We start from the raw sequence: 20,704 nt of genomic DNA on the forward strand, positions 1-20,704 counted from the left end.
GTTGCACAGGGGCTGAGAAGGCGGCTGTGTGCTGCCACACTCCTGGGGTGCGCGTACTGATCTGTCCGGACAAGTTCGCCGGTACCCTTTCCGCCCCCGAGGTGGCCCGTGCGGTCGCCGACGGCTGGGCCGTCCCGACCGATGAGCTGGTCCAGCGACCACTCGCCGACGGCGGGCCGGGCTTCGTCGACGTGCTGGCGTCCGCGCTGGGCGGGCGGCGGATCCCGGTCGGCACCGTCGACCCGCTGGGCCGTCCGGTGCAGGGCGAGATCCTGTATGCGAACGGTGTCGCTTATGTCGAGAGCGCTCAGGCCTGCGGCCTTCACCTGCTGACGCAGGAAGAACGCAACCCCAACACCACTACGTCGTACGGCCTGGGCCTGCTGCTGGCGGCCGCCGCCGAGTCCGGCGCCGCCCAGGTGGTAGTGGGGCTGGGTGGCTCGGCGGTGAACGACGCGGGCGCCGGGATGCTGGCCGCGCTCGGCGCCGCCCCGGTCGACGTGGCCGGGTACGCGCTGCCGTACGGCGGGGCGCCGCTGCTCACGGCGGAGAGCCTGGGCGGGACGCCCCAGCTGCGGCCGATCAGCCTGATCGCGGCGACCGACGTCGACAACCCGCTGACCGGGCTGCACGGCGCCAGCAACGTCTTCGGCCCGCAGAAGGGCGCGACCCGGGACGACGTGCTGCGGCTGGACGCGGCGCTCGAGCACTTCGCCCACGTACTGGAGAAGGCTTTTAAGATCGACGATCTCGCGGCCCGGCCGGGAGCCGGAGCGGCCGGCGGCATCGGGGCGGCCCTGATCGCCCTCGGCGGGCAGGTGACCTCCGGGATCGGCCTGGTCGGCACGCTGATCGGGCTGGACCGGGAGCTGGACGCGGCCGACCTGGTGATCACCGGCGAGGGCAGCTTCGACCACCAGTCGCTGCGCGGCAAGGTGGTCGCCGGGATCGCGGCCGGCGCCCGGGACCGCGGTCTGCCGTGCGTGGTGCTCGCCGGGCGCAACGAGACCGGCCACCGGGAGGCCTCGGCGGCCGGGGTGACCGAGACGCACACCCTCGTCGAGCATTTCGGCTCGGTCGGGACGGCCATGGCCGAACCGGCTCGCGGCCTGCGGGAACTCAGCGAGCGGTTGTCAAGGCAATGGAGTCGCTGATCTCGACCCGCCCGGATTGGGAATCCCCGGGAATGGGGTTAGCGTTGCCTGGTACGGCACATGACCGCACCTGGCAGGGAGATACCTACGTGACCACTGAAGCGCACACCGAGTCGACCGAGGCGACTGCCCCGACCGGCATCAACCTCACCGATGTCGCCGCGGTGAAGGTCAAGGCCCTGATCGAGCAGGAAGGGCGCGACGACCTGCGCCTGCGCATCGCCGTACAGCCCGGTGGCTGTTCCGGCCTGCGTTACCAGCTCTTCTTCGACGAGCGTTCGCTCGACGGTGACGTCGTCAGCGATTTCGACGGGGTCGAGGTCGTGGTGGACCGGATGAGCTCGCCCTATCTGGCCGGCGCCACCATCGACTTCGCGGACCGGATCGACGCGCAGGGCTTCACCATCGACAACCCGAACGCGCAGAACTCCTGCGCCTGTGGTGACTCGTTCCACTGATCTCCGCATGATGCTGTGCTAGCCCCGCAGCGGAAAACAGAATGACAAAGCACGATTGGACAGGCCGTCCCGTTCACGGGGCGGCCTGTTCCGCGTAACCGGACCGGTAGTCTCTAGTCGTAACGACCCCCTGCTCCCCAACCTCGAGGGCCGCCATGAAGATCGCCGTCACCGGCTCGATCGCCACCGACCACCTGATGCACTTCCCGGGCCGGTTCGCCGACCAGCTCATCGCTGATCAGCTGCACAAGGTCTCGCTCTCGTTCCTCGTCGACGACCTGGTCGTACGCCGCGGCGGCGTCGCGCCGAACATCGCGTTCGGGATGGGCAAGCTCGGTCTGCGGCCGATCCTGGTGGGTGCGGTCGGCGCCGACTTCGCCGACTACCGGTCCTGGCTGGAGCGGCACGGGGTGGACTGCGACTCGGTGCACATCAGCGACGTGGCGCACACCGCCCGGTTCGTCTGCACCACCGACGACGACCTCAACCAGATCGCGTCGTTCTACGCCGGTGCGATGTCCGAGGCCCGCAACATCGAGCTGACCCCGGTCGTCGACCGGGCCGGTGGCCTCGACCTGATCCTGATCGGCGCGAACGACCCGGCCGCGATGATCCGCCACTCGCAGGAGTGCCGCACCCGCGGTTACCGGTTCGCCGCCGACCCGTCCCAGCAGCTCGCCCGGATGGACGGCTCCGACGTGCTGAGCCTGATCGGCGGCGCGGAGTACCTGCTGACCAACGAGTACGAGCGCTCGCTGCTGGAGACGAAGGCCGGCCTCACCTCCGACCAGGTGCTCGACCAGGTCAAGGTCCGGGTCACCACGCTCGGCAAGGACGGCGTGGAGATCACCGGCAAGGCGATCGAGCGGATCCACGTGCCGGTCGTCCCGGACGTGCTCGGCGAGGACCCGACCGGTGTCGGCGACGGTTTCCGGGCCGGTTTCTTCTCGGCCGTCTCCTGGGGCCTCGGCCTGGAGCGGTCGGCCCAGGTCGGCTCGCTGGTCGCGGCGCTGGTGCTGGAGACGGTCGGCACCCAGGAGTACGACATCAAGCCCACCGAGTTCACCAAGCGTCTGGCCGCCGCGTACGGCGACGAGGCAGCCGCCGAGATCGCGCCGCACCTGCCGGCTTGAAGGTAGAAACAGACTCATGGTTCTAGCAGTTTTCGCCGGCCTGCCCGGGGTCGGTAAGAGCACCCTGGCCGCCGGCGTCGCCTCGGAGTTGCCGGCGGCCGTGCTCGCCGTCGATGTCGTCGACTTCACGTTGCAGCGCTACGCCGTGCAGGAGTCCCGGCCCGGCTTCGCCGCGTACGGCGTGGTCGCCGCGCTGGCCGAGGAGCAGCTCCGGATCGGCCACCACGTGATCATCGACGCGGTCAACCCGGTGAAGGCGGCCCGCGATCTCTGGGTCGACCTGGCCGAGCGGATGGACGTGCCGCTGCGCGTGGTCGAGGTGATGTGCGGTGACGACCTCGAGCACCGCCGCCGCGTCGAGGCGCGGTACGCGGCCCGGGACCACGAGGGCGTGCCGGACTGGGTGCGGGTGCTGGAGCGCCAGACCGAGTACGAGCCGTACCTGGGCCCGCGCCTGGTCGTCGACACGTTCCTGGCCAAGGACCCGGTCCCCCAGGTGGTCAGCTACCTGAGGTGATCAGCTGGTCCTCAGGGGTGTCTCCGCACGGCGGAGACACCCCTGAGCCCTGTCCGGACTAGCTGATCCGGCGCACGTCGAAGGTGTCGTTGTGGCCCGCGACGAACTCCTGGCCCTTCATGCGGCACCAGGCGGGGATGTCGTTGGCCGCGGCCGGGTCGTCGGCGAGCACCCGGACGATCTCGCCGATCGCCACGCCGGGCAGCGCCTTGGCCAGCTTGATCACCGGCAGCGGGCAGCGCTGCCCCCGGCAGTCCAGGGTGATCAGAACCCGGCCTCCTTGCGGATCTCCGCCACCAGGCCCGGCAGCACCGCCAGGAAGCGGTCCACCTCGGCCGGGGTGGTGCCGCGGTGCAGCGACACCCGGACGTTGCCGTGGCTGAGCACGCCCATCGCCTCCAGCACGTGGCTCGGGCGCAGCGTCGACGAGGTGCACGAGGACCCGGACGAGACGGCGAACCCGCGCCGGTCCAAGGCGTGCAGCAGCGCCTCGCCGTCGACGTAGAGGCAGCTGAAGGTGACCAGGTGGGGGAGCCGGTCGACCGGATCGCCGACGATCTCCACGTCCGGCACGGTGGCCGCGACCCGGTCCCGGATCTGCTCGACCAGCGCGCTCAGCCGGACCGCCTCGGCCTGTGCCTCCGCGGTCACCGCCCGCAGGCTGGCCGCCGCGGCGACGATCGCCGGTAGATCAGCCGCGCCCGAGGGCCGCGGGCGATAAAGATCATCCTGTGGAGTGGGTGAGATCCATCGCACCCCTTTGCGGACGACCAGCAGGCCCACCCCGGGCGGCCCGCCCCACTTGTGCGCGCTGGCGCTCAGCAGCGACCAGCCGGACGGCAGCGGAACCCGGCCGGCCGACTGCGCCGCGTCCACGAACAGCGGCACCCCGGACCCGGCGCAGGACGCCGCCGCCTCGGCCACCGGTTGCACCGTGCCGACCTCGTGACTCGCGCTGATCAGGGCGGCCAGGGCCACCCCGGGCGCGGCCACGGCGGTCGCCCAGGCGTCCAGGTCGAGGCGCCCGAGCCGGTTCACGCCGACCTCAGTGGTCTCACCGGCACCGGCCGCGTGCAGCACCGCCGAGTGTTCGATCGCCGAGTGCACCAGGACGCGGCCGGCCCGCCTGCGCCCGGCGAGTCCACCCAGCACAGCGGCCTGGGCGGCGGCGGCGCCGGAGGGCCAGAAGGAGAGCTCGTCCGGGCGTACCCGAAAGATCTCCGCAACCACCGCGGTCGCCGCCTCCTGCAGCTGCTGGGCCCGCCGGCCCGCCGCGTAGAGGCGGGCCGGATCGGCCCAGCCGTCGGCGAGCGCGGCGAACATCGCTTCCCGGGCGACCGGATGCAGAGGCGCCGCGCTGGCGGCGTCCAGGTAAACCGGTGGCCCGGCCGGATCGCCTGTGTAATCCACACCGAGAACGGTATCGTCCGGTTGACTGGAGTTCCGGGGAAGGCCACGCATGTGGATCTTCTTCGGAGGCCGGGTGCCCGCGGTTCCCGCGGACCCGGGTCAACGCCCCCCGGTGACGGGCGGTCCGTTCTTGGTCGAGTAATGTGCGACCGTCAGTGAGCCTTGCCGCCAGGTGTCCGATTCGGGCAGGGCGGCGCTGCTAAGGAGGCATAAGCAGGTGGGCGCAAGGAGTTCGGCCACACGGCCGCGGGCACTAGGCCGGGCGGCCGGGCTGGGTCTGGGCGCCGCGGCGCTGCTGACGCTGCTGTCGGGGTGCTCGCTCGAGGACGTCGGAAGCAAGTTCGGCCACTTCGGATGGCCCGGACCGGGTGTCAGCCTGCAGGCGCACAAGATGTACGACCTGTGGATCGCCTCGGTGATCGCGGCGCTGGTCGTCGGCATCGGCGTCTGGGGCCTGATCTTCTGGTGTGTGATCCGGTATCGCAAGCGCGGCGACGAGCTGCCCGTGCAGACCCGGTTCAACATGCCGATGGAGGTCCTTTACACGGTCACGCCGGTTCTGATCGTCGCGGTGCTGTTCTACTACACCGCGATCGTGCAGACCGATGTGGACAAGCTTTCCAAGAACCCGGATCAGATCGTCCAGATCACCGCGTTCAAGTGGAACTGGGAGTTCGACTACCGCGACGGCATGGGCACCGAGGCCAAGACCGTGACGTCCACGGTCGGTTCCTCGGACGTCATCCCGATCCTGGTCGTGCCGACCCACGAGAAGATCCGCTTCGAGGAGACCAGCAAGGACGTCATCCACTCGTTCTGGGTGCCGGAGCTGCTGTTCAAGCGGGACGTCATGCCGGGCAACGTGCGTAACGTCTTCGAGGTCACGGTGGACAAGGAAGGCCGGTACGTCGGCCGCTGCGCCGAGTTGTGCGGCACCTACCACGCGTTCATGAACTTCGAGATGGTCGCTGTCACGTCGGAGAACTTCAAGAAGTTCCTGGCGGCCAAGACCACCGGTGGCAAGACGACGCAGGAGGCGCTCGTCGAGATCGGGGAAGACCCGTACTCGACGAAGACGCAGCCGTTCGACACCCGCCGGGGCACGCACAGCTGGAACCAGGGTGGCGAAACCGTCGCCGCGGGGAAGTAGGGGTTTGACGTGAGGACCGAATACAAGATCTTCGCTGGGGTCGCCCTGTTCCTCTTCGGTGCGGCCGCCGTCTACGGCTTCTACACCCACGGCCAGCAGCACCAGGTCGAATGGGTCGGCACCGTGGCGCTGGTCATCTCCGGCCTGCTCTGCTCGATGTGCGGTGGCTTCTTCTGGTTCGTCGCCCGGCGCATCGACCTGCGCCCGGAGGACCGTGAGGACGGCGAGATCGCCGAAGGCGCCGGCGAGCTGGGCTTCTTCAGCCCGGGTAGCTACTTCCCGTTCGGCATCGCGCTCGCTGCGGCGGTTGCCGGCCTGGGTCTGGTCTTCTGGATGTGGTGGCTGATCGCTCTCGGTCTGATCGCGGTCATCTTCACGTCCTGCGGCATGCTCTTCGAGTACTACTCGGGCACTCGGCAGGCCGAGCACTGAGGCTGGTCACAACGTAGGAAAGCCCGCGTCTCCCGGAAGGGCGGCGCGGGCTTTTCGCTGTCCAGGTCAGGCGGCGGCGGTGCGCTGCTGAGGGGCGATCCGGCGGGGACCTTTCGCCCCCGGGTCCATCCACAGGTGGACGACGATCGGGGCGATCACCTCGGCCGCCCCGCAGCGGGTGCAGACCAGCTCGGGGCAGTCGTCGTGCCCGTCGTCGCAGGGCGGCGTCTCGAAGAGCATGTCGCCGTCACAGATGACGCAGCGCTGTTCGCGTTCGTACACGGGCTTCTCCTTCATGGGGAAGGTGGGATTACCCGAATGTCATTCAGACGCTGTCATGCCGATCGGGTGATGCCGAGCATTGCCCGCGGCGTGTTGCGGTCTTTTTCCGGATTTTTCAGCAGGTAGTGCCTTATTCGGCGGCCTTGGCCGCCTGCGCGGCCGCGACCCAGCGCTCCAGCAGCGCGGTGGTGGCGCCGGAGTCGATCGCCTCGGCGGCCCGGTTGATGCCGGCCCGCATGGTGTCCCGGAAGTCGCCCGGAAAGCCACTCTGCGCCGCGAACGCGGCCGCGGCGTTGAGCAGCACCGCGTCCCGCACCGGGCCGCTCTCTCCGGAGAACACACGCCGCGCCACGTCGGCGTTGAACGCGGTGTCGCCACCGCGCAGCGCGCCCGGCTCGCTGCGCGGCAGGCCCAGCTGGGTGCTGTCGACGAGCAGCTCCTCGACCTTGCCGTCCCGGGCCAGCCAGAGACGGGTCGGCGCGGTGGTGGTGAACTCGTCCAGGCCGTCCTCGCCGCGCATCACCAGCGCCGAGTCGCCGCGCCGGGCGAAGACCTCGGCCATCACCGGCGCCATCCGCGGGTCGAAGCAGCCGACCGCGGCCGCCGTCGGCCGGGCCGGGTTGGTCAGCGGGCCGAGCACGTTGAAGAAGGTGGGCACACCCAGCTCGCGCCGGGTGACCGCGGCGTGCCGCATGCCGGGGTGGTACCGCGCCGCGAAGCAGAACCCGATGCCGGCCTCGGCGACCGTCCGGTTCACCCCGGCCGGCCCCAGGTCCAGCGGGATGCCGAAGTGCTCCAGCAGGTCGGCGGTGCCGGTGGTGGAGGAGGCCGAGCGGTTGCCGTGCTTGACCACCGTCACCCCGGCGGAGGCCGCCACGACGGCCGCCATGGTGGAGATGTTCACCGTGTTGGCCCGGTCGCCGCCGGTGCCGACCACGTCGACCGCACGGGTGCGGGTTTCCTCGGGCAGCTCCACCAGCGTGGCGTTGGCGAGCATCGCCTCCACCAGGCCGGCCAGCTCGGCCGGTGTCTCGCCCTTGGCGCGCAGCGCCACCGCGAAACCGGCGATCTGGGCCGGCGTGGCGTTGCCCGCCATGATCTCGCCCATCGCCCAGGCCGTGTCCGCGGTGGCGAGTTCCTCGCCACGCAGCAGGGAACTCGTCAGATTCGGCCAGGTGCGTGCGCCCATGGCGGGGCCTCCGTCGGGGGGTGGTTCGTGCAATCGGTCAGTTGGGGGGCAGAGCACCCAGCGGGACCACGCCGGCCCGGCGGGCACGGAGCAGGCCGGCGACCGTCTGACCGGTGGTGACCGGGTCGAGCGGGGCCAGCAGAGTCGCGTCGGCCTGTGCGTACGCCGCGAGCCAGCGGTCCGCGGCACGGGCGATCACGACACAGGTGGGCGGGGGATCCTGATATTCGTCCTTGGTCTGCCGGGCGATGCCCAGCCCGCCGGCGGGGGTCGCCTCGCCGTCGAGCACCATCAGGTCGATCTCGTAGTCGTCGAGCAGCCGACGGCAGTCCTCCCAGGTGGAGGCGTCAGTGAACTCGACCGAGAGATCGGCCGCCGGACGCGTGCCGATGGCGAGCCGGATCCGGTCGCGCACCGCAGGGTCGTCGCTGTATAGCAGAACGGTGTACTGAGTCGTGGTGGTGTCGCTCATCTTTGTGCCCCACTTCACCTCGTAAGTCCCGCCGATCGTACCGAATCTGTTATCCGGCGTCGGGGGCCGGGCGCGTGGCGCTCTCCGGTGATGTGATCTTGGCCGCTGCGGCGGCCTCCTCCATCTCCACGCGGTCCAGCGCGCGGTCGACCCGGCGGGCCTCCCGCTCCGACTGGCGGATCCACTGGATCACCAGGATCCCGAGCATGGTGACGCTGACGATCTCGCCGCCGGCCCACAGGATGCCGCCCGCCGTGACCTGGTCGGAGTGCGGATCCATCCAGGCCAGGTGCAGGTTCGGGTACCAGTCGCCGCCGAGCAGCTCACGGGCCTGCATGATGGTCAGCCCGAGCACGGTGTGGAACGGCACGGAGAGCACCATCAGCAGCGCCCGCCCCGGGTACGGCCACCGGTTCGGCAGCGGGTCCAGCCCGAGCAGCGGCCAGAAGAACAGGCACCCGGTGATCAGGAAGTGCACGTGGATGAACTCGTGCAGCCAGCCGTGCTCCAGGGTCAGCCGGTACAGCCCGGTGAAGTAGAGGATGAACGGGTTCGCGATGAACAGTCCGAACGCGACCAGGGGAAACGTCAACACCCGGACGTACCGGCTGTGGATCACCGCGAGCAGGACCTTGCGCGGTCGCTGGTGCAGCACCCGCAGGGCCAGAGTGGTCGGCGCGCCCAGGGCCAGGAAGATCGGCCCGATCATCGAGAGCACCATGTGCTGGACCATGTGCACCGAGATCAGCGTGGTGTCGTACGCCTCGATGCCGGTCACCGACACCGCGGCGATCGAGCCGAGTCCACCCGCGACGAACGCCACCGTGCGGCCCTGTGGCCACTCGTCGCCGCGCTGCCGGAGACGCCGGACCCCGTACAGATAAAGGGCTGCCGAGACCAGCAGGCCCACCGCGATCAGGCTGACCAGGTTGAACTGGGTGAAGATGGCCGCCGCGGTGAACGGGGGGAGTCCAGTATCCCGGGCGACGTCCGCCAGCGGGGCGATTTCGACTGACTGCACCACTCGAAGCTAGACCTACCTGCTGGTCACCGAATATTCCCCCTGCCCACGATGCCGGATTAGGGACCCCGCCTGACCTTGGACCTTCGGCGGGGGAATAATGAGCCCGTGACAGCGGCAGCCATCGACAAGAGCCGGATCCACTCGTTGACCAGACCGAACATGGTCAGCGTCGGGACCATCGTGTGGCTCTCCAGCGAGCTCATGTTCTTCGCGGCGTTGTTCGCCATGTACTTCTCCATTCGGGCGGCTGCACCAGAGCTGTGGGAGAAGCACACCGAGGCGCTCAACATCCCTTATGCGACGACGTTCACGGTGATCCTGGTCCTCTCCTCTGTGACCTGCCAGCTGGGCGTCTTCGCGGCGGAGAAGGGTGACGTGTTCGCGCTGCGGCGCTGGTTCACGATCACCTTCGTGATGGGGCTGATCTTCGTGCTCGGCCAGGCGAACGAGTACCGGAATCTCGTCCACGAGGGCGTCAAGCTCAACGGTGACGGATACGGCTCGATGTTCTACCTGACCACAGGCTTCCACGGCCTGCACGTGACCGGCGGCCTCATCGCCTTCATCGTCTTCATGATCCGCACGACCATGGGCCGGTTCACCCCGGCCCAAGCGACGTCGGCGATCGTCGTGTCGTACTACTGGCACTTCGTCGACATCGTGTGGATCGCGCTGTTCGCCATGATCTATTGGCTTCAGTGAACCTAGCGCCGCAGGCGAGGATCTCTAACCACACCCAGAGGGACATAGCCCATGACTTCTGACACCCCCGCCCGCAGGCGTGCCCGGGTGTTCTCCCGGCGCCGCGGCGCGCCCAGCCGGGCACGCCGGCGGATCGGCGCGGCGGTGCGCATGCTCGCGGCGCTCGCGCTCGCCGGCGGCGTTTACACCGCTTTCACCCCGGGCGCGTTCGCCGAGGACAACACCCCACTCTCCACCGCGGCACAGCAGGGCAAAGAGCTCTTCGACAACAGCTGCATCTCCTGCCACGGGCGGGACGGGCAGGGTGTCGAGGCGCGCGGCCCGAGCCTGATCGGCGTCGGTTCGGCCTCGGTCGAGTTCCAGGTGGGCACCGGCCGCATGCCGATGACCCGCCAGGAGGCCCAGGCCGAGCAGAAGGCCCCGCAGTTCACTCCGGACGAGACCAAGCAGATCGCGCAGTACGTGCAGGAGATCGGTGGCGGGCCGGAGATCCCGGCCGGCGAACTCACCGAGGACCTGAAGGCGAACCCCGACGCGCTGGCGCGCGGTGGCGAGCTGTTCCGGGTCAACTGCACCTCCTGCCACAGCTTCGGTGGCGCCGGTGGTGCGCTGTCGTCGGGCAAGTTCGCTCCGAGTCTGGGCGACGCGACCCCCGAGGAGATCTACGCGGCCATGCTGACCGGCCCGCAGAACATGCCGGTGTTCGGTGACAACCAGATCTCGCCGGACGAGAAGCGCGAGATCATCACGTACATCCAGACCCAGATCCAGGAAGACAAGGACCCGGGCGGCGTGTTCAACCTGGGCCGCTACGGCCCGGCGACCGAGGGTGTGGCGATCTTCCTGATCGGTATCACCATCCTGGTCTTCACGTCGCTCTGGATTGCGGGGAAGTCATGACGGCGCACCACGGCGCGACCGCCGAGCCGGTCGACGTGAACGATCCGAAGCTGACGCGCTTCGACATCGTCAAGGAAGGCCTGCGGCGCGATGACATCGAGATCATCACGTACGAGTCGCAGTTCCAGGGGCCGAACTCGAAGGCGGAGAAGCGGGTAGTCCGCAACATCTCCTTCCTGTTCCTCCTGTCCGGCCTGTTCGCGCTGGTCTTCCTGGTGTCCTACATCGTCTGGCCGTGGAAGTTCGAGCTCGGCCACACGCTGAGCGACTACTACACGCCGATCCTGGGTGTGAGCCTCGGCATCTCGCTGTTCGCCCTCGGCATCGCGATCCTGGCCTGGGCCAAGAAGCTGCTGCCGCACGAGGTGTCGATCCAGCAGCGGCACGGCGACCCGTCCAGCGACGACGAGCGGCTGATCACCGGTCAGACCGCGATGTACGTCGCGGACGAGCTCGGTGTGGCGCGGCGCCCGCTGCTCAAGGGCGCGATCGGCCTCGGCCTGGCCCCGCTCGGCCTGGCCGCGGCGGCTCCGCTGGTCGGCGGTCTGATCCAGAACCCGCACCGGGACGCCGAGCCGATGATGTACCACACCGGCTTCGACCCGAAGACGAACGGCGACAAGCTGGTCCGGCTGACCCGCGACGACGGATCCCCGATCCGTCCCGACGACGTCAGCGCGGGCGGTCAGATGACCGTCTACCCGGGAGTTCCCGGCGGCGCCACCAACAAGTTCGCCGACTCGCCGACCCTGCTGATCCACCTGCGGGCCGACGACGCGGAGAAGACCCGCGTGGCGGCCGACGGTGACAAGAACGGGCGCAACAAGGGTTCGATGTGGGGCAACTACGTCGCCTACTCGAAGATCTGCACGCACGCCGGTTGCCCGGCGAGCCTGTACGAGCAGCAGACCAACCGGCTGCTCTGCCCGTGTCACCAGTCGCAGTTCCTGATCACGGACAACGCGCAGCCGATCTTCGGCCCCGCCACCCGGCGTCTGCCGATGTTGCCGCTGTCAGTGGACGACGAAGGTTTCTTTGTGGCAACGTCTGACTTCAAGGACACTGTCGGACCCGACTTCTGGGAGCGGCCGTGAAACGCCGAAAGTTAGATCCAGCCGAGGCAACCGCCAATTTCGCCAAGGGCGCCGATGACCGCTTCCAGGCGGCCACCCCGCTCCGCGGCCTGCTCAACAAGGTCTTCCCGGACCACTGGTCGTTCCTGCTCGGCGAAATCGCGCTGTTCTCGTTCATCGTGCTGCTGCTCAGCGGCGTCTTCCTGACTCTCTTCTTCGACCCGTCGATGAAGGAGATCCCCTACGAGGGCTCCTACCCGGCACTGCGCGGCGTCGAGATGTCGCAGGCGTACGCGTCCTCCCTGCACCTCTCGTTCGAGGTGCGCGGTGGTCTGTTCATGCGCCAGATGCACCACTGGGCGGCGCTGCTGTTCATGGCGTCGATCGTGGTGCACATGGCCCGGGTGTTCTTCACCGGCGCGTTCCGCAAGCCGCGTGAGATCAACTGGGTGATCGGCGTCCTGCTGTTCCTGCTCGGGTTCTTCGCCGGCTTCACCGGTTACTCGCTGCCGGACGACGGCCTGTCCGGCACCGGTCTCCGCATCGCCTCCGCGATCATGCTGTCCCTGCCGGTCATCGGCACCTGGCTGTCCGCCGCGATCTTCGGCGGGGAATACCCGGGCGAGCTGATCATCGGCCGGTTCTACATCGCGCACGTGCTGCTCATCCCGGGCATCCTGCTCGCGCTGATCAGCGTCCACCTGGGCATCGTGTTCAAGCAGAAGCACACCCAGTGGGCGGGTCCGCTGCGGACCAACGAGAACGTGGTCGGCGAGCGCATGTTCCCGCGGTACGCCATGAAGCAGGGCGGCTTCTTCATGGCCGTCTTCGGTGTCATCGCGTTCATGGCCGGCATGTTCCAGATCAACCCGATCTGGCTGTTCGGTCCGTACCGCGCCGCCGAGGTCTCCTCGGCCAGCCAGCCCGACTGGTACGTCATGTTCATGGACGGCCTGGTCCGGCTCATGCCGAACTGGCAGATCTACATCCCGTTCGGCGACGGGTACAGCATCCCGCCGCTGTTCTGGCCGGCCGTGGTCGGCCTCGGCGCGCTGTTCACGCTGCCGATGGCGTACCCGTGGCTGGAAGCCCGCAAGCTGAAGGACACCCGCAGCCACCACCTGCTGCAGCGGCCCCGGGACAACCCGGAGCGGCTCGGCATCGGCATGATGGCGCTGGCGTTCTTCACGGTCGCGACGCTCTCCGGCGCCAACGACGTCATCGCGGACAAGTTCCACATCAGCCTGAACGCGATGACCTGGGCGGGCCGGATCGGCCTGCTGGTCCTGCCGCCGCTGGCGTATTACGTCTCGGTGCGGATCGCTTTCGGTCTGCAGCAGCACGACCGGGAGGTGCTGGCGCACGGTGTCGAGACGGGCATCATCCGGCGCCTTCCGAACGGGAAGTTCGAGGAGATCCACCAGCCGCTCGGCCCGGTGGACGAGCACGGACATCCGGTGCCGCTCGAGTACGCCGGGTGGGTCGTGCCGAAGAAGATGAACAAGATCGGTGCCCTCGGGCCGGCGGTCAAGGGCTTCTTCTTCCCGGTCGAGGCTCCGGCGGAGACCCCGGTTTCCCCGGCTCCGATCGGGTCGGCCAAGAAGGAAGAGATTTCTTCCAAGCGGTGATCGTTCATGGTTTCGGCCCGTCGGCGTTCTGCGCCGGCGGGCCGATTCTTTTTCCGGCCCGGCGTGATCAGCCGGGTCGAGGCAGGCTTTCCGCTTGCGGCTCAGAGCCTGCTTTTGTACGGGGATAGCATGGGCCGACTGTTGTTTTCTGGGTGAGGAGACGCTTCGGTGAATACCGCGATTGTGCACATCGACTGTGCTACCGACTCGATTCCTGAGGTGGCGGAGGCGCTCGCGGCGCTCGAGGGGGTCAGCGAGGTCTACTCGGTGGCGGGGAACGTGGATCTGATCGCGATCGTCCGGGTCCCGAGGTTCGATGACATCGCCGAGGTGATCGCGGGGCGGATCTCCAAGACGCCCGGGGTGATCAACACCGAGTCGCACATCGCGTTCCGGGCCTACTCCAAGCACGACCTCGACGATGCGTTCGCGATCGGCCTGCCCGACGCCGATTAGGACTGGCGGGTGGCCTGGATCGTCAGGCCGTTGGTGGCCCTGATCGCGTCCGTGAGGGATTCGCCGGGGGCGACGGTGGCGCCGGGCCAGATCACGCAGCGGGTGATCGTGCCGGCGACCTGAGCGCCCGCGCCGATCACTGACTCCGTGGCGGTGCCGGTGAGGGTGGCGGTGGGGTCGAGCAGAGTGCTCCCGCCGGCGGCGTGGAGATTTGCCGTCAGGTAGTCGGCGGGGGTGCCGGTGTCCAGGTAGTAGCCCTCGTATTCGATGAGCTCCAGGGCACCTTCCGACTCGGCGGGTCGCCAGGCGGTGCGGACCAGGTTGTCGGACTGGTCGGGGAGACCGGTGACGTAGCGCCACGGGAGCAGGGAGAAACCGGCGAAGCGGTTGCCGCTGAAGCCGCCGGTGTCGCCCGGGAAGCAGGGCTTGGTGAGCATCCGGACCGTGTCGCCGGACCAGCCCGACAGCAGGGCGGCGATGTCCTTGCCGGGGTCGCGGAACGGGTCGGCCAGGTAGGCGTCCGCGTTGCCGACCAGGACGCCCCGGCCGTCGATCCAGCTCCGCAGCCGGGCCACGCCGCCGGAGGTGCCCAGCGGGCCGTCCGGTTCGGGGGAGAGATGGGCCCGGCCGGTGGCGTGCGTGATCACCTGGTCGGCCAGGTACGCCGCGTTCACCGCGACCCGGTCCGGGCCGGTGAGACCCAGCCCGGCCAGCCGGCGCAGGGCGTGATCGAGCAGCGGAAGGTTGCCGACCGGGCAGAGCGCCTTCGGCACGGCACCGGTGAGCGGGCGCAGACGCTGGCCCTCGCCGGCGGCCAGGACGATGCCGCAGATCTCCGGAGTGGTCATCGCGGGGGAGGTCACCTCTGCGGTCACTGGGCCGAGTCGCGGGTCGGCGCCGGGGTGGACGACGGAACCGAGGCCGGCAGCTGACCCGCCCGCGGGCCGATGCCGTAGATGCCGAGCAGCCGCTCGGTGGGCCAGGTGAGCCGGGGCAGGTCGTCGACCGGGAACCAGTTCGCCTCCAGGACCTCGCCGCCGTCGACGATCAGCGGAGTGCTGGACGCGGGCACCCAGCCGAACCAGACCATGTCCACCGAACCGGCGCTCGGGTGGACGATCGCGTTCGGATTGCCGGGGATCAGGTCACCCGGCTCGACCCGGACACCGGACTCCTCGTGCAGCTCGCGGGCCGCGCCGACGGCGGGCATCTCGCCACGCTTGAGCAGACCGGCCGGCAGACCCCAGGCCCGGCCCGGCGGCTGACGCAGCAGCAGGATCCGGTCGGTGCCGGCCGCCTCCGCGTCACGGATCACCGCGACCGCGCCGACCAGGTATTTCGGGGAGACCGCCCGGGCCACCTGACGGCGGACCGGCAGGGGCAGCCCATAGAACACTTGGTATGCCAGGCCACGCACCCGCCGAGAGATGTTCACCCGCCCAAGGCTAGCCGGGCCCGCGGCGTGTCTCAGTCCGGGTGGTCGACCATGGCGATGAGCTGCTCGACCACCGCGTCCGGCTCGACGGTGCGCTCGCAGACCGCGACCAGCAGGGTCTCCAGGTCGGGGTAGCCCATGTCCTCGGCGAGCCGGCGCAGCGGCACCTCACTGGCCAGGCCGCGGTCGTGCTTGCGCAAGGTCAGGCCGATCGTCGCGCGGCCCAGGCGCACCTTGTCGTTGATGCTGATACCGGGCTCGTTCCGCTCGTCGAAGAAGCGGTTGATCTGCATCTGGGCCTGGCTGGACTTGACGAAGCCGAGCCACTCCTTGCGGGGGCCGCGGGACGAGCTCGGCTCGTTCTCGACCTGACCGTCGTTCTCCGAGAAGATCTCGACGACGTCGCCGTCACGGAGGGGGGAGCTGAGTGGAGCGAGGCGACCGTTGATGGTCGCGGCGATACATTGATCGCCCTTCTGCGTGCCCAGTTCGTACGCCAGGTCGACCGGGGTGGAGCCGCTGGGTAACTCGTACGCGTTGCCGTGGGCGAAGACCGTGATCTGGGCCTCGGCGAGGTCACATCGCAGCGAGTCGAGGAACTGGGCCGCGTCGGTGGTGTCCTGCTGCCAGTCGAGCACGCGTTTCAGCCAGGTCAGCTGGTCGGAGCCCGGCGGCTCGTCGGACACCTTCGGATATCGGTAGCTGGTGGCGACGCCGTACTCGGAATACCGGTGCATGGTCTGTGTCCGGATCAGCACTTCGACCAGCCGGCCCTCCGGGCCCACCACGGTGGTGTGCAGGGACCGGTAGAGGTTGTTCTTCGGTGACGCGATGAAGTCCTTGAACCGGCCGGCCACCGGGCGCCATCGGCCGTGGATCGCGCCGAGCGCGGCGTAACAGTCGGTCTCCGGGCCGTCCACCACCACCGCGATCCGGGGCAGGTCGAGCGGCACCGCATGGCCGCCGGCGACCGTGTCCTTCCAGATCGAGTAGTAGTGCCGGGGACGGGCGGTCACCTCGGCGTCGACCCGGGACCGGCGCAGCGCGGCGCGGGCCTTGGCGGAGACGTCGGTGAGGTACTCGTTCCAACCCGGGCGGTTCTTGACGTGCTCCTCGATCCGGGCGAACGAGTCCGGCTCCAGGTGGTAGAGCACCACGTCGTCGAGGTCGCGCTTGAGCGCCTGGATGCCGAGCCGGTCACAGAGCGGGACCAGCACGTCCAGCGTGGCGTTGGCGATCCGGGCCCGGGACGCGGGGGAGCGGGCGCCCAGCGTCCGCATGTTGTGCAGCCGGTCGGCCAGCTTGATCACCAGCACCCGGACGTCCTTGCCGGCCGCGACGATCATCTTGCGGATCGTCTCGCCTTCGGCGGCCTTGCCGTAGAACGCCTTGTCGAACTTGGTCACCCCGTCGACCAGGTGGGTCACCTCGGCGCCGAAGTCACCCTCCAGCGCCTCCAGCGTGTAGCTGGTGTCCTCCACCGTGTCGTGCAGCAGCGAGGCGACCAGGGTGGTGGTGTCCATGCCCAGCTCGGCGCAGATCTGCGCGACGGCGAGCGGATGCGTGATGTACGGATCACCGGACTTGCGGAACTGGCCGCGGTGCATGCTCTCGGCGATCGCATAACTGCGGCGGAGCAGGGCCACGTCGGCCGACGGATGGATGCTGCGATGAGTCCGGGCCAATTCGGAGACCGGATCGTCGTCATTGCCCTGGAAGCTCAGGAACGAGCGGAGCCGCTGGGTGAGGCTCAGCGGGCTCGCGGACCCGACCTGAGACGGGGTGGCCGGCAGGGCACGACCGAGAGCGGCGCCGTGGCCGGCGTCGACGTCCACCCGGACACCCCCTCACCGATCGTCCATGCGTTCTCGACGAAGCATGGCACTCGAACCCGTGATGGCTGAATCACCACGAGGCTCTGCCTTACAGCCTAAGCGAGCGAGCGTCATCCGAACGGTCAGTTACCGATAGGCGAACGGTCGAGTCTTGACCGGACGCTGCCGCCTCGGCCCTGGTGAGCAGGCCGGCAAAACGCGCGGCGCCACGAGCCGGTGACACCCAGTCGCCGGACGTCTCCACCAGGCGGGTGTCGGGCCGGTCCAGCCAGGCCAGAACCCGCTCGGTCTCCTCGGCCGACGCGGCCGGCACCGGACCCGGTCCGGGAAGGACCGTCTCGGCCGTCAACCGGGCCGTGTCCAGCGTGGGACGTGGGTGCTCACGGGGCGGGGAGGTGGCCGCGGCGGCCAGCCGGCCGTACCGGATCACGGCGATCTCCCAGCCGCCGTGGTCGTCCCGCCGGGCGGCGACGATCTCGGGGAGCCGGGTCAGCGCGTTCAGCCGCTGCATCCGGATCAGGGCGCGCAGCAGGGCGATCAGGCGGGACCGGACGGTGGCCGCCTCCTCGTACCGCTGCTTGTCGCTGAGCGACTCGATGCGCTCCAGGATGGCGGAAATCACCGGTCCGGGGTCACCCGAGGTGGCGACCCGGAACGGGAGGGCGGCGCGAACGTCGTACTCCTCCGGGGTGATCTCGTGCTCGCAGGGGGCCGGGCAGCGGCCCAGCTCGGCCAGCGCGCAGGCCGGGGTCTTCGAGCGCAGCGAGAGTTTGTGGTTGCACTGGCGCAGCGGCACGGCGTCGTAGACACCGGCCGCGGCCAGCTCGGCGGTGCGCCGGGAGGAGAACGGCCCGAGGTAGGTCGCGTCGTCGTCGGCGAACCGGCGGACCACCGAGAGCCGTGGGTACGCCTCGGCGGTCAGCTTCAGCCAGACCATCCGCTCCGGATACTTCGACCGGCGGTTGTACGGCGGGGCGTGCGCCGCGATCAGCCGCAGCTCACGCACCTCGGCCTCGAGCGAGTGGGCACACTCCAGCGCCTCCACCCGGACCGCGGCGGTGAGCATCTCGGAGATCCGGGCGCGCTTCTCGCCGGCGGTGAAATAGCTGCGCACCCGGGTGGCGACGTCCTTGGACGTGCCGACGTAGAGCGGGCGCTCGTCGGCGGCCCGGAAGATGTAGACCCCCGGCACGTGCGGCAGGTTGTCGGCCAGGTGCCGCCGGTTGCGCTGCGCCGGGGTGACCGCCTTGCCGAACTCGATCGCGTCGCCAAGGGTGTGCACCCGGAAGCTGCCCAGCCGCTCGATCAGCCCGTGCAGCACGTCGACGGTGGCCTTGGCGTCGTCGAGCGCCCGGTGGTTCGGCGCGACCGTCGAGCGGAAGAACTGGGCCAGGGTGCCGAGCTTGCGGTTCGGCACCTCGTCGTTCGTCAGCGCGCGCCGGGCCAGGGCGGCGGTGTCCAGCACCCGGGGCGCCGGCCACGGATAACCGTGCTTGGCGCAGGCGGCCTTGAGGAACCCGACGTCGTAGGGCGCGTTGTGTGCCACCAGCACCGCGCCGCGCAGGAACTCCAGCAGGGCCGGCAGCACCGTCTCTATCGACGGGGCCGGGCGCAGCATCGCCTCGGTGATCCCGGTCAGCACCGTGATGAACGGCGGCAACGGCTGACCCGGGTTGACCAGCGTGCCGAACTCGGCCAGCTGCTCGCCGGAGCGGACCTTGACGGCGCCGATCTCGGTGATCCCGCCGCCGTCCGGAGCGCCGCCGGTGGTCTCCAGGTCGAGCACCACGAAGGTGGTGTCGGCGAGCGAGACGGCGGCCGGATCCACCGAACCGTCGGCGGACAGCAACGTGTCCAGAGTGCCCTGCACGTAAGCGGGTTGTGCCACGGCGGGGAACCTTAGAGCGGGGGTACGACAGAAACCGAGCCGGGCCGGAAAAGATCACTTGACTCGACAAGCGTTTTGGCGGGCCACGGTGTGAGAATGGGAGCATGTCCGCGCCGCTTGACCCCGATGACCGCCCCCTCGAGGAGGCGGCGCCGACGGATGCGGAATTCACCCTTCCGGAGCCGATTCTCCCGGAAGCGGTCCGTCAACGGATCATGACGCTGTCCGCCGCCGCGCTGCCCGGGCTGCCGGCCGACGAGATCCCGGTCGTGCTGCGCCGGGTGGCCCGTTTCGCGCCGAACCGGCGGGCCCGGCTCGGCGGCCGGGAGATCGCCGCCCAGCTCACCGCCGACCCGTTGTTCCGGCAGCGGCTCGGCACCCGGATCATCACCGAGGCCGGTGACCTGGGCACCGCCGTGACCAGCGGGGTCGCCCCGGCCGCGGCCGACCCGGTCGAGGTCGCCGCGCTGGCCTACCTGTCCCGCCCGGACGGCTGGCGCGAGCTGATCGAGGCGGCCGGCGACGTGGTCCGGGCCGACGCCGACAGCGCCGCGCTGGCCGACCGGATCCGGGCCGCCGAGCAGCGCGCCACCCGCGCCGAGCACGACCGGGCGGTGGCCCGGGTCGAGGCCGACAAGCTGCGTGACGAGCTGGCCCGGGTCCGCGAGGAGCTCGGCCAGCTGCGCGAGGAGTCGCGCAGCACGGCCAAGGCGCTGCGCGAGGCGCAGGCCGGGCAGAAGCGCGCGGCCGATCTGCTGGCCACCGAGAAGGGGCGCGCGTCCCGGGTCGTTCTCGACCACGAGGCAGAGGTACGCCGGATGCGGTCCCGTCTCGCCGACGCCGAGGCCTCAGCGGCCACCGGCAAGCAGGCGGTCAAGGACGCCCGGGCGGTCGACGACGCCCGCCTCTGGCTGCTGCTCGAGACGATCGGCCAGGCGGCCACCGGGCTGCGCCGCGAGCTGGCGCTGGACCCGACCGACAAACTGCCCGCCGACTTCGTGGCAGAGGCCTCGGCCGACCGGCCCGGCGCTCCGGAGCGCTCCCGGGCCCGCGCACAGGACACCGACGACCCGGGCCGGCTTGACCAGCTGCTCGCGCTGCCCCGCGCCCACCTGGTGGTGGACGGGTACAACGTGACCAAGCGCGGCTTCGCCGACATGTCCCTGGAACAGCAGCGCAAGCGCCTGATCACCGGGCTGGGCGGGATAGCCGCGCAGACCGGCGATGAGGTGACAGTGGTCTTCGACGGCGCCGAGCGGGTGCATGGCCTGCCGCCGGCGCCGCGCGGGGTGCGGGTGTTGTTCTCCCGCAAGGGCACCACCGCCGACGAGCTGATCCGTCAGCTGGTCCGGGCCGAGCCGCCGGGTCGCCCGGTGGTGGTGGTCTCCTCCGACCGTGAGGTGGCCGACGGCGTGCGCCGGCACGGTGCGTACCCGATGGGCGCCGACTCGCTGCTGCGCCGGCTCGCCCGCTCCTGAGAAGTTGTCGTACCCCTCGCCTAGCGTGACGGTCACTTGAGGTGATCGGTCCGTCGCTCGGGTCGGGCCTCGATGCTGAGGAGGGGTG

General features: G+C 69.8%; 22 protein-coding genes. 12 read left to right on the top strand and 10 right to left on the bottom strand.

Going from position 1 to position 20,704, the window contains the following annotated elements; genetic code table 11:
* Positions 1-47: 47 nt before the first annotated feature.
* From Apa02nite_RS04900 to Apa02nite_RS04915, 4 genes are all read left to right on the top strand, one after another.
* Complete coding sequence (locus Apa02nite_RS04900) at positions 48-1,154, top strand: glycerate kinase family protein (protein ID WP_203824011.1); 1,107 nt, start codon at positions 48-50, stop codon at positions 1,152-1,154.
* Between the two features lie 89 nt (positions 1,155-1,243).
* A complete protein-coding gene (erpA, locus tag Apa02nite_RS04905; RefSeq protein WP_067704718.1) occupies positions 1,244-1,612 on the top strand; it encodes an iron-sulfur cluster insertion protein ErpA in 369 nt (122 codons plus the stop codon).
* A gap of 155 nt (positions 1,613-1,767) precedes the next feature.
* Entirely contained in the window at positions 1,768-2,745 is a 978-nt protein-coding gene (locus Apa02nite_RS04910; protein WP_203824012.1) for a carbohydrate kinase family protein, read from the top strand.
* 16 nt (positions 2,746-2,761) lie between these two features.
* Positions 2,762-3,262, top strand: coding sequence for a P-loop nucleotide/nucleoside kinase family protein (locus Apa02nite_RS04915; protein ID WP_203824013.1), 501 nt, complete (start codon positions 2,762-2,764; stop codon positions 3,260-3,262).
* A 58-nt stretch (positions 3,263-3,320) separates the two neighbouring features.
* On the opposite strand, the gene Apa02nite_RS04920 is transcribed toward Apa02nite_RS04915, so the two are convergent.
* On the bottom strand, positions 3,321-3,530 hold the full coding sequence (locus Apa02nite_RS04920) for a sulfurtransferase TusA family protein (RefSeq protein ID WP_203824145.1): 210 nt from the start codon (positions 3,528-3,530) through the stop codon (positions 3,321-3,323).
* Positions 3,527-4,672, bottom strand: coding sequence for a cysteine desulfurase family protein (locus Apa02nite_RS04925; RefSeq protein WP_239164129.1), 1,146 nt, complete (start codon positions 4,670-4,672; stop codon positions 3,527-3,529). The genes Apa02nite_RS04920 and Apa02nite_RS04925 overlap by 4 nt, the downstream gene beginning before the upstream one ends.
* Positions 4,673-4,889: 217 nt before the next feature.
* Between Apa02nite_RS04925 and ctaC the strand changes: the two genes are divergently transcribed.
* Positions 4,890-5,822 carry an aa3-type cytochrome oxidase subunit II gene (gene ctaC / locus Apa02nite_RS04930; protein ID WP_067704707.1) on the top strand — a complete coding sequence of 311 codons (933 nt, stop codon included), beginning with the start codon at positions 4,890-4,892 and terminating at the stop codon, positions 5,820-5,822.
* A gap of 9 nt (positions 5,823-5,831) precedes the next feature.
* The gene (locus tag Apa02nite_RS04935) at positions 5,832-6,254 is read left to right on the top strand and encodes a cytochrome c oxidase subunit 4 (protein ID WP_203824015.1); all 423 of its coding nucleotides are present in this window, start codon (positions 5,832-5,834) and stop codon (positions 6,252-6,254) included.
* A 66-nt stretch (positions 6,255-6,320) separates the two neighbouring features.
* On the opposite strand, the gene Apa02nite_RS04940 is transcribed toward Apa02nite_RS04935, so the two are convergent.
* From Apa02nite_RS04940 to Apa02nite_RS04955, 4 genes are all read right to left on the bottom strand, one after another.
* Positions 6,321-6,536 carry a hypothetical protein gene (locus Apa02nite_RS04940; protein WP_067704959.1) on the bottom strand — a complete coding sequence of 72 codons (216 nt, stop codon included), beginning with the start codon at positions 6,534-6,536 and terminating at the stop codon, positions 6,321-6,323.
* A gap of 130 nt (positions 6,537-6,666) precedes the next feature.
* Positions 6,667-7,725: an anthranilate phosphoribosyltransferase gene (gene trpD / locus Apa02nite_RS04945; protein ID WP_203824016.1), complete on the bottom strand. Its 1,059-nt coding sequence runs from the start codon at positions 7,723-7,725 to the stop codon at positions 6,667-6,669.
* Between the two features lie 37 nt (positions 7,726-7,762).
* Entirely contained in the window at positions 7,763-8,197 is a 435-nt protein-coding gene (locus tag Apa02nite_RS04950; protein ID WP_067704701.1) for a response regulator, read from the bottom strand.
* Between the two features lie 49 nt (positions 8,198-8,246).
* Positions 8,247-9,218, bottom strand: a complete 972-nt coding sequence (locus Apa02nite_RS04955) for a cytochrome c oxidase assembly protein (RefSeq protein ID WP_203824017.1) — start codon at positions 9,216-9,218, stop codon at positions 8,247-8,249.
* Between the two features lie 108 nt (positions 9,219-9,326).
* Here Apa02nite_RS04955 and ctaE point away from each other — a divergent pair, with 108 nt between their 5' ends.
* From ctaE to Apa02nite_RS04980, 5 genes are all read left to right on the top strand, one after another.
* A complete protein-coding gene (ctaE, locus tag Apa02nite_RS04960) occupies positions 9,327-9,923 on the top strand; it encodes an aa3-type cytochrome oxidase subunit III (RefSeq protein ID WP_203824018.1) in 597 nt (198 codons plus the stop codon).
* A gap of 51 nt (positions 9,924-9,974) precedes the next feature.
* Positions 9,975-10,823: a cytochrome bc1 complex diheme cytochrome c subunit gene (qcrC, locus tag Apa02nite_RS04965; protein ID WP_203824019.1), complete on the top strand. Its 849-nt coding sequence runs from the start codon at positions 9,975-9,977 to the stop codon at positions 10,821-10,823.
* A complete protein-coding gene (gene qcrA / locus Apa02nite_RS04970; RefSeq protein WP_203824020.1) occupies positions 10,820-11,917 on the top strand; it encodes a cytochrome bc1 complex Rieske iron-sulfur subunit in 1,098 nt (365 codons plus the stop codon). Before qcrC ends, qcrA begins: the two co-directional genes overlap by 4 nt.
* Complete coding sequence (gene qcrB / locus Apa02nite_RS04975; protein ID WP_203824021.1) at positions 11,914-13,524, top strand: cytochrome bc1 complex cytochrome b subunit; 1,611 nt, start codon at positions 11,914-11,916, stop codon at positions 13,522-13,524. The genes qcrA and qcrB overlap by 4 nt, the downstream gene beginning before the upstream one ends.
* A gap of 168 nt (positions 13,525-13,692) precedes the next feature.
* Positions 13,693-13,980 carry an Lrp/AsnC family transcriptional regulator gene (locus Apa02nite_RS04980; protein WP_067704684.1) on the top strand — a complete coding sequence of 96 codons (288 nt, stop codon included), beginning with the start codon at positions 13,693-13,695 and terminating at the stop codon, positions 13,978-13,980.
* Here Apa02nite_RS04980 and Apa02nite_RS04985 read toward each other — a convergent pair.
* The 4 genes from Apa02nite_RS04985 to Apa02nite_RS05000 form a co-directional block, all read right to left on the bottom strand.
* Entirely contained in the window at positions 13,977-14,828 is an 852-nt protein-coding gene (locus Apa02nite_RS04985) for an NTP transferase domain-containing protein (RefSeq protein WP_203824022.1), read from the bottom strand. The genes Apa02nite_RS04980 and Apa02nite_RS04985 overlap by 4 nt on opposite strands.
* A gap of 23 nt (positions 14,829-14,851) precedes the next feature.
* Positions 14,852-15,415, bottom strand: a complete 564-nt coding sequence (locus Apa02nite_RS04990) for an NUDIX hydrolase (protein WP_083972448.1) — start codon at positions 15,413-15,415, stop codon at positions 14,852-14,854.
* 32 nt (positions 15,416-15,447) lie between these two features.
* Positions 15,448-17,250: a RelA/SpoT family protein gene (locus tag Apa02nite_RS04995; RefSeq protein WP_203824023.1), complete on the bottom strand. Its 1,803-nt coding sequence runs from the start codon at positions 17,248-17,250 to the stop codon at positions 15,448-15,450.
* Positions 17,251-17,338: 88 nt separating this feature from the next.
* A complete protein-coding gene (locus Apa02nite_RS05000; RefSeq protein WP_203824024.1) occupies positions 17,339-19,138 on the bottom strand; it encodes a DEDD exonuclease domain-containing protein in 1,800 nt (599 codons plus the stop codon).
* Positions 19,139-19,242: 104 nt separating this feature from the next.
* On the opposite strand from Apa02nite_RS05000, the gene Apa02nite_RS05005 reads away from it, so the two are divergent.
* Positions 19,243-20,616 (top strand): NYN domain-containing protein, encoded by a 1,374-nt coding sequence (locus Apa02nite_RS05005; protein WP_203824025.1) that lies wholly within the window; start codon positions 19,243-19,245, stop codon positions 20,614-20,616.
* Positions 20,617-20,704: the final 88 nt, after the last annotated feature.

The organism is Actinoplanes palleronii (assembly GCF_016862315.1).
GTDB classification, from domain to species: Bacteria; Actinomycetota; Actinomycetes; order Mycobacteriales; family Micromonosporaceae; genus Actinoplanes; species Actinoplanes palleronii.

Bases quoted from the DNA above. Each gene is read 5' to 3' on its own strand.
- Apa02nite_RS04910 (WP_203824012.1), top strand. From the start codon at position 1,768: ATGAAGATCGCCGTCACCGGCTCGATCGCCACCGACCACCTGATGCAC.
- Apa02nite_RS04915 (WP_203824013.1), top strand. From the start codon at position 2,762: ATGGTTCTAGCAGTTTTCGCCGGCCTGCCCGGGGTCGGTAAGAGCACC.
- trpD (WP_203824016.1), bottom strand. From the start codon at position 7,725: ATGGGCGCACGCACCTGGCCGAATCTGACGAGTTCCCTGCTGCGTGGC.
- Apa02nite_RS04950 (WP_067704701.1), bottom strand. From the start codon at position 8,197: ATGAGCGACACCACCACGACTCAGTACACCGTTCTGCTATACAGCGAC.
- qcrC (WP_203824019.1), top strand. From the start codon at position 9,975: ATGACTTCTGACACCCCCGCCCGCAGGCGTGCCCGGGTGTTCTCCCGG.
- qcrA (WP_203824020.1), top strand. From the start codon at position 10,820: ATGACGGCGCACCACGGCGCGACCGCCGAGCCGGTCGACGTGAACGAT.
- Apa02nite_RS04985 (WP_203824022.1), bottom strand. From the start codon at position 14,828: ATGACCACTCCGGAGATCTGCGGCATCGTCCTGGCCGCCGGCGAGGGC.
- Apa02nite_RS05005 (WP_203824025.1), top strand. From the start codon at position 19,243: ATGTCCGCGCCGCTTGACCCCGATGACCGCCCCCTCGAGGAGGCGGCG.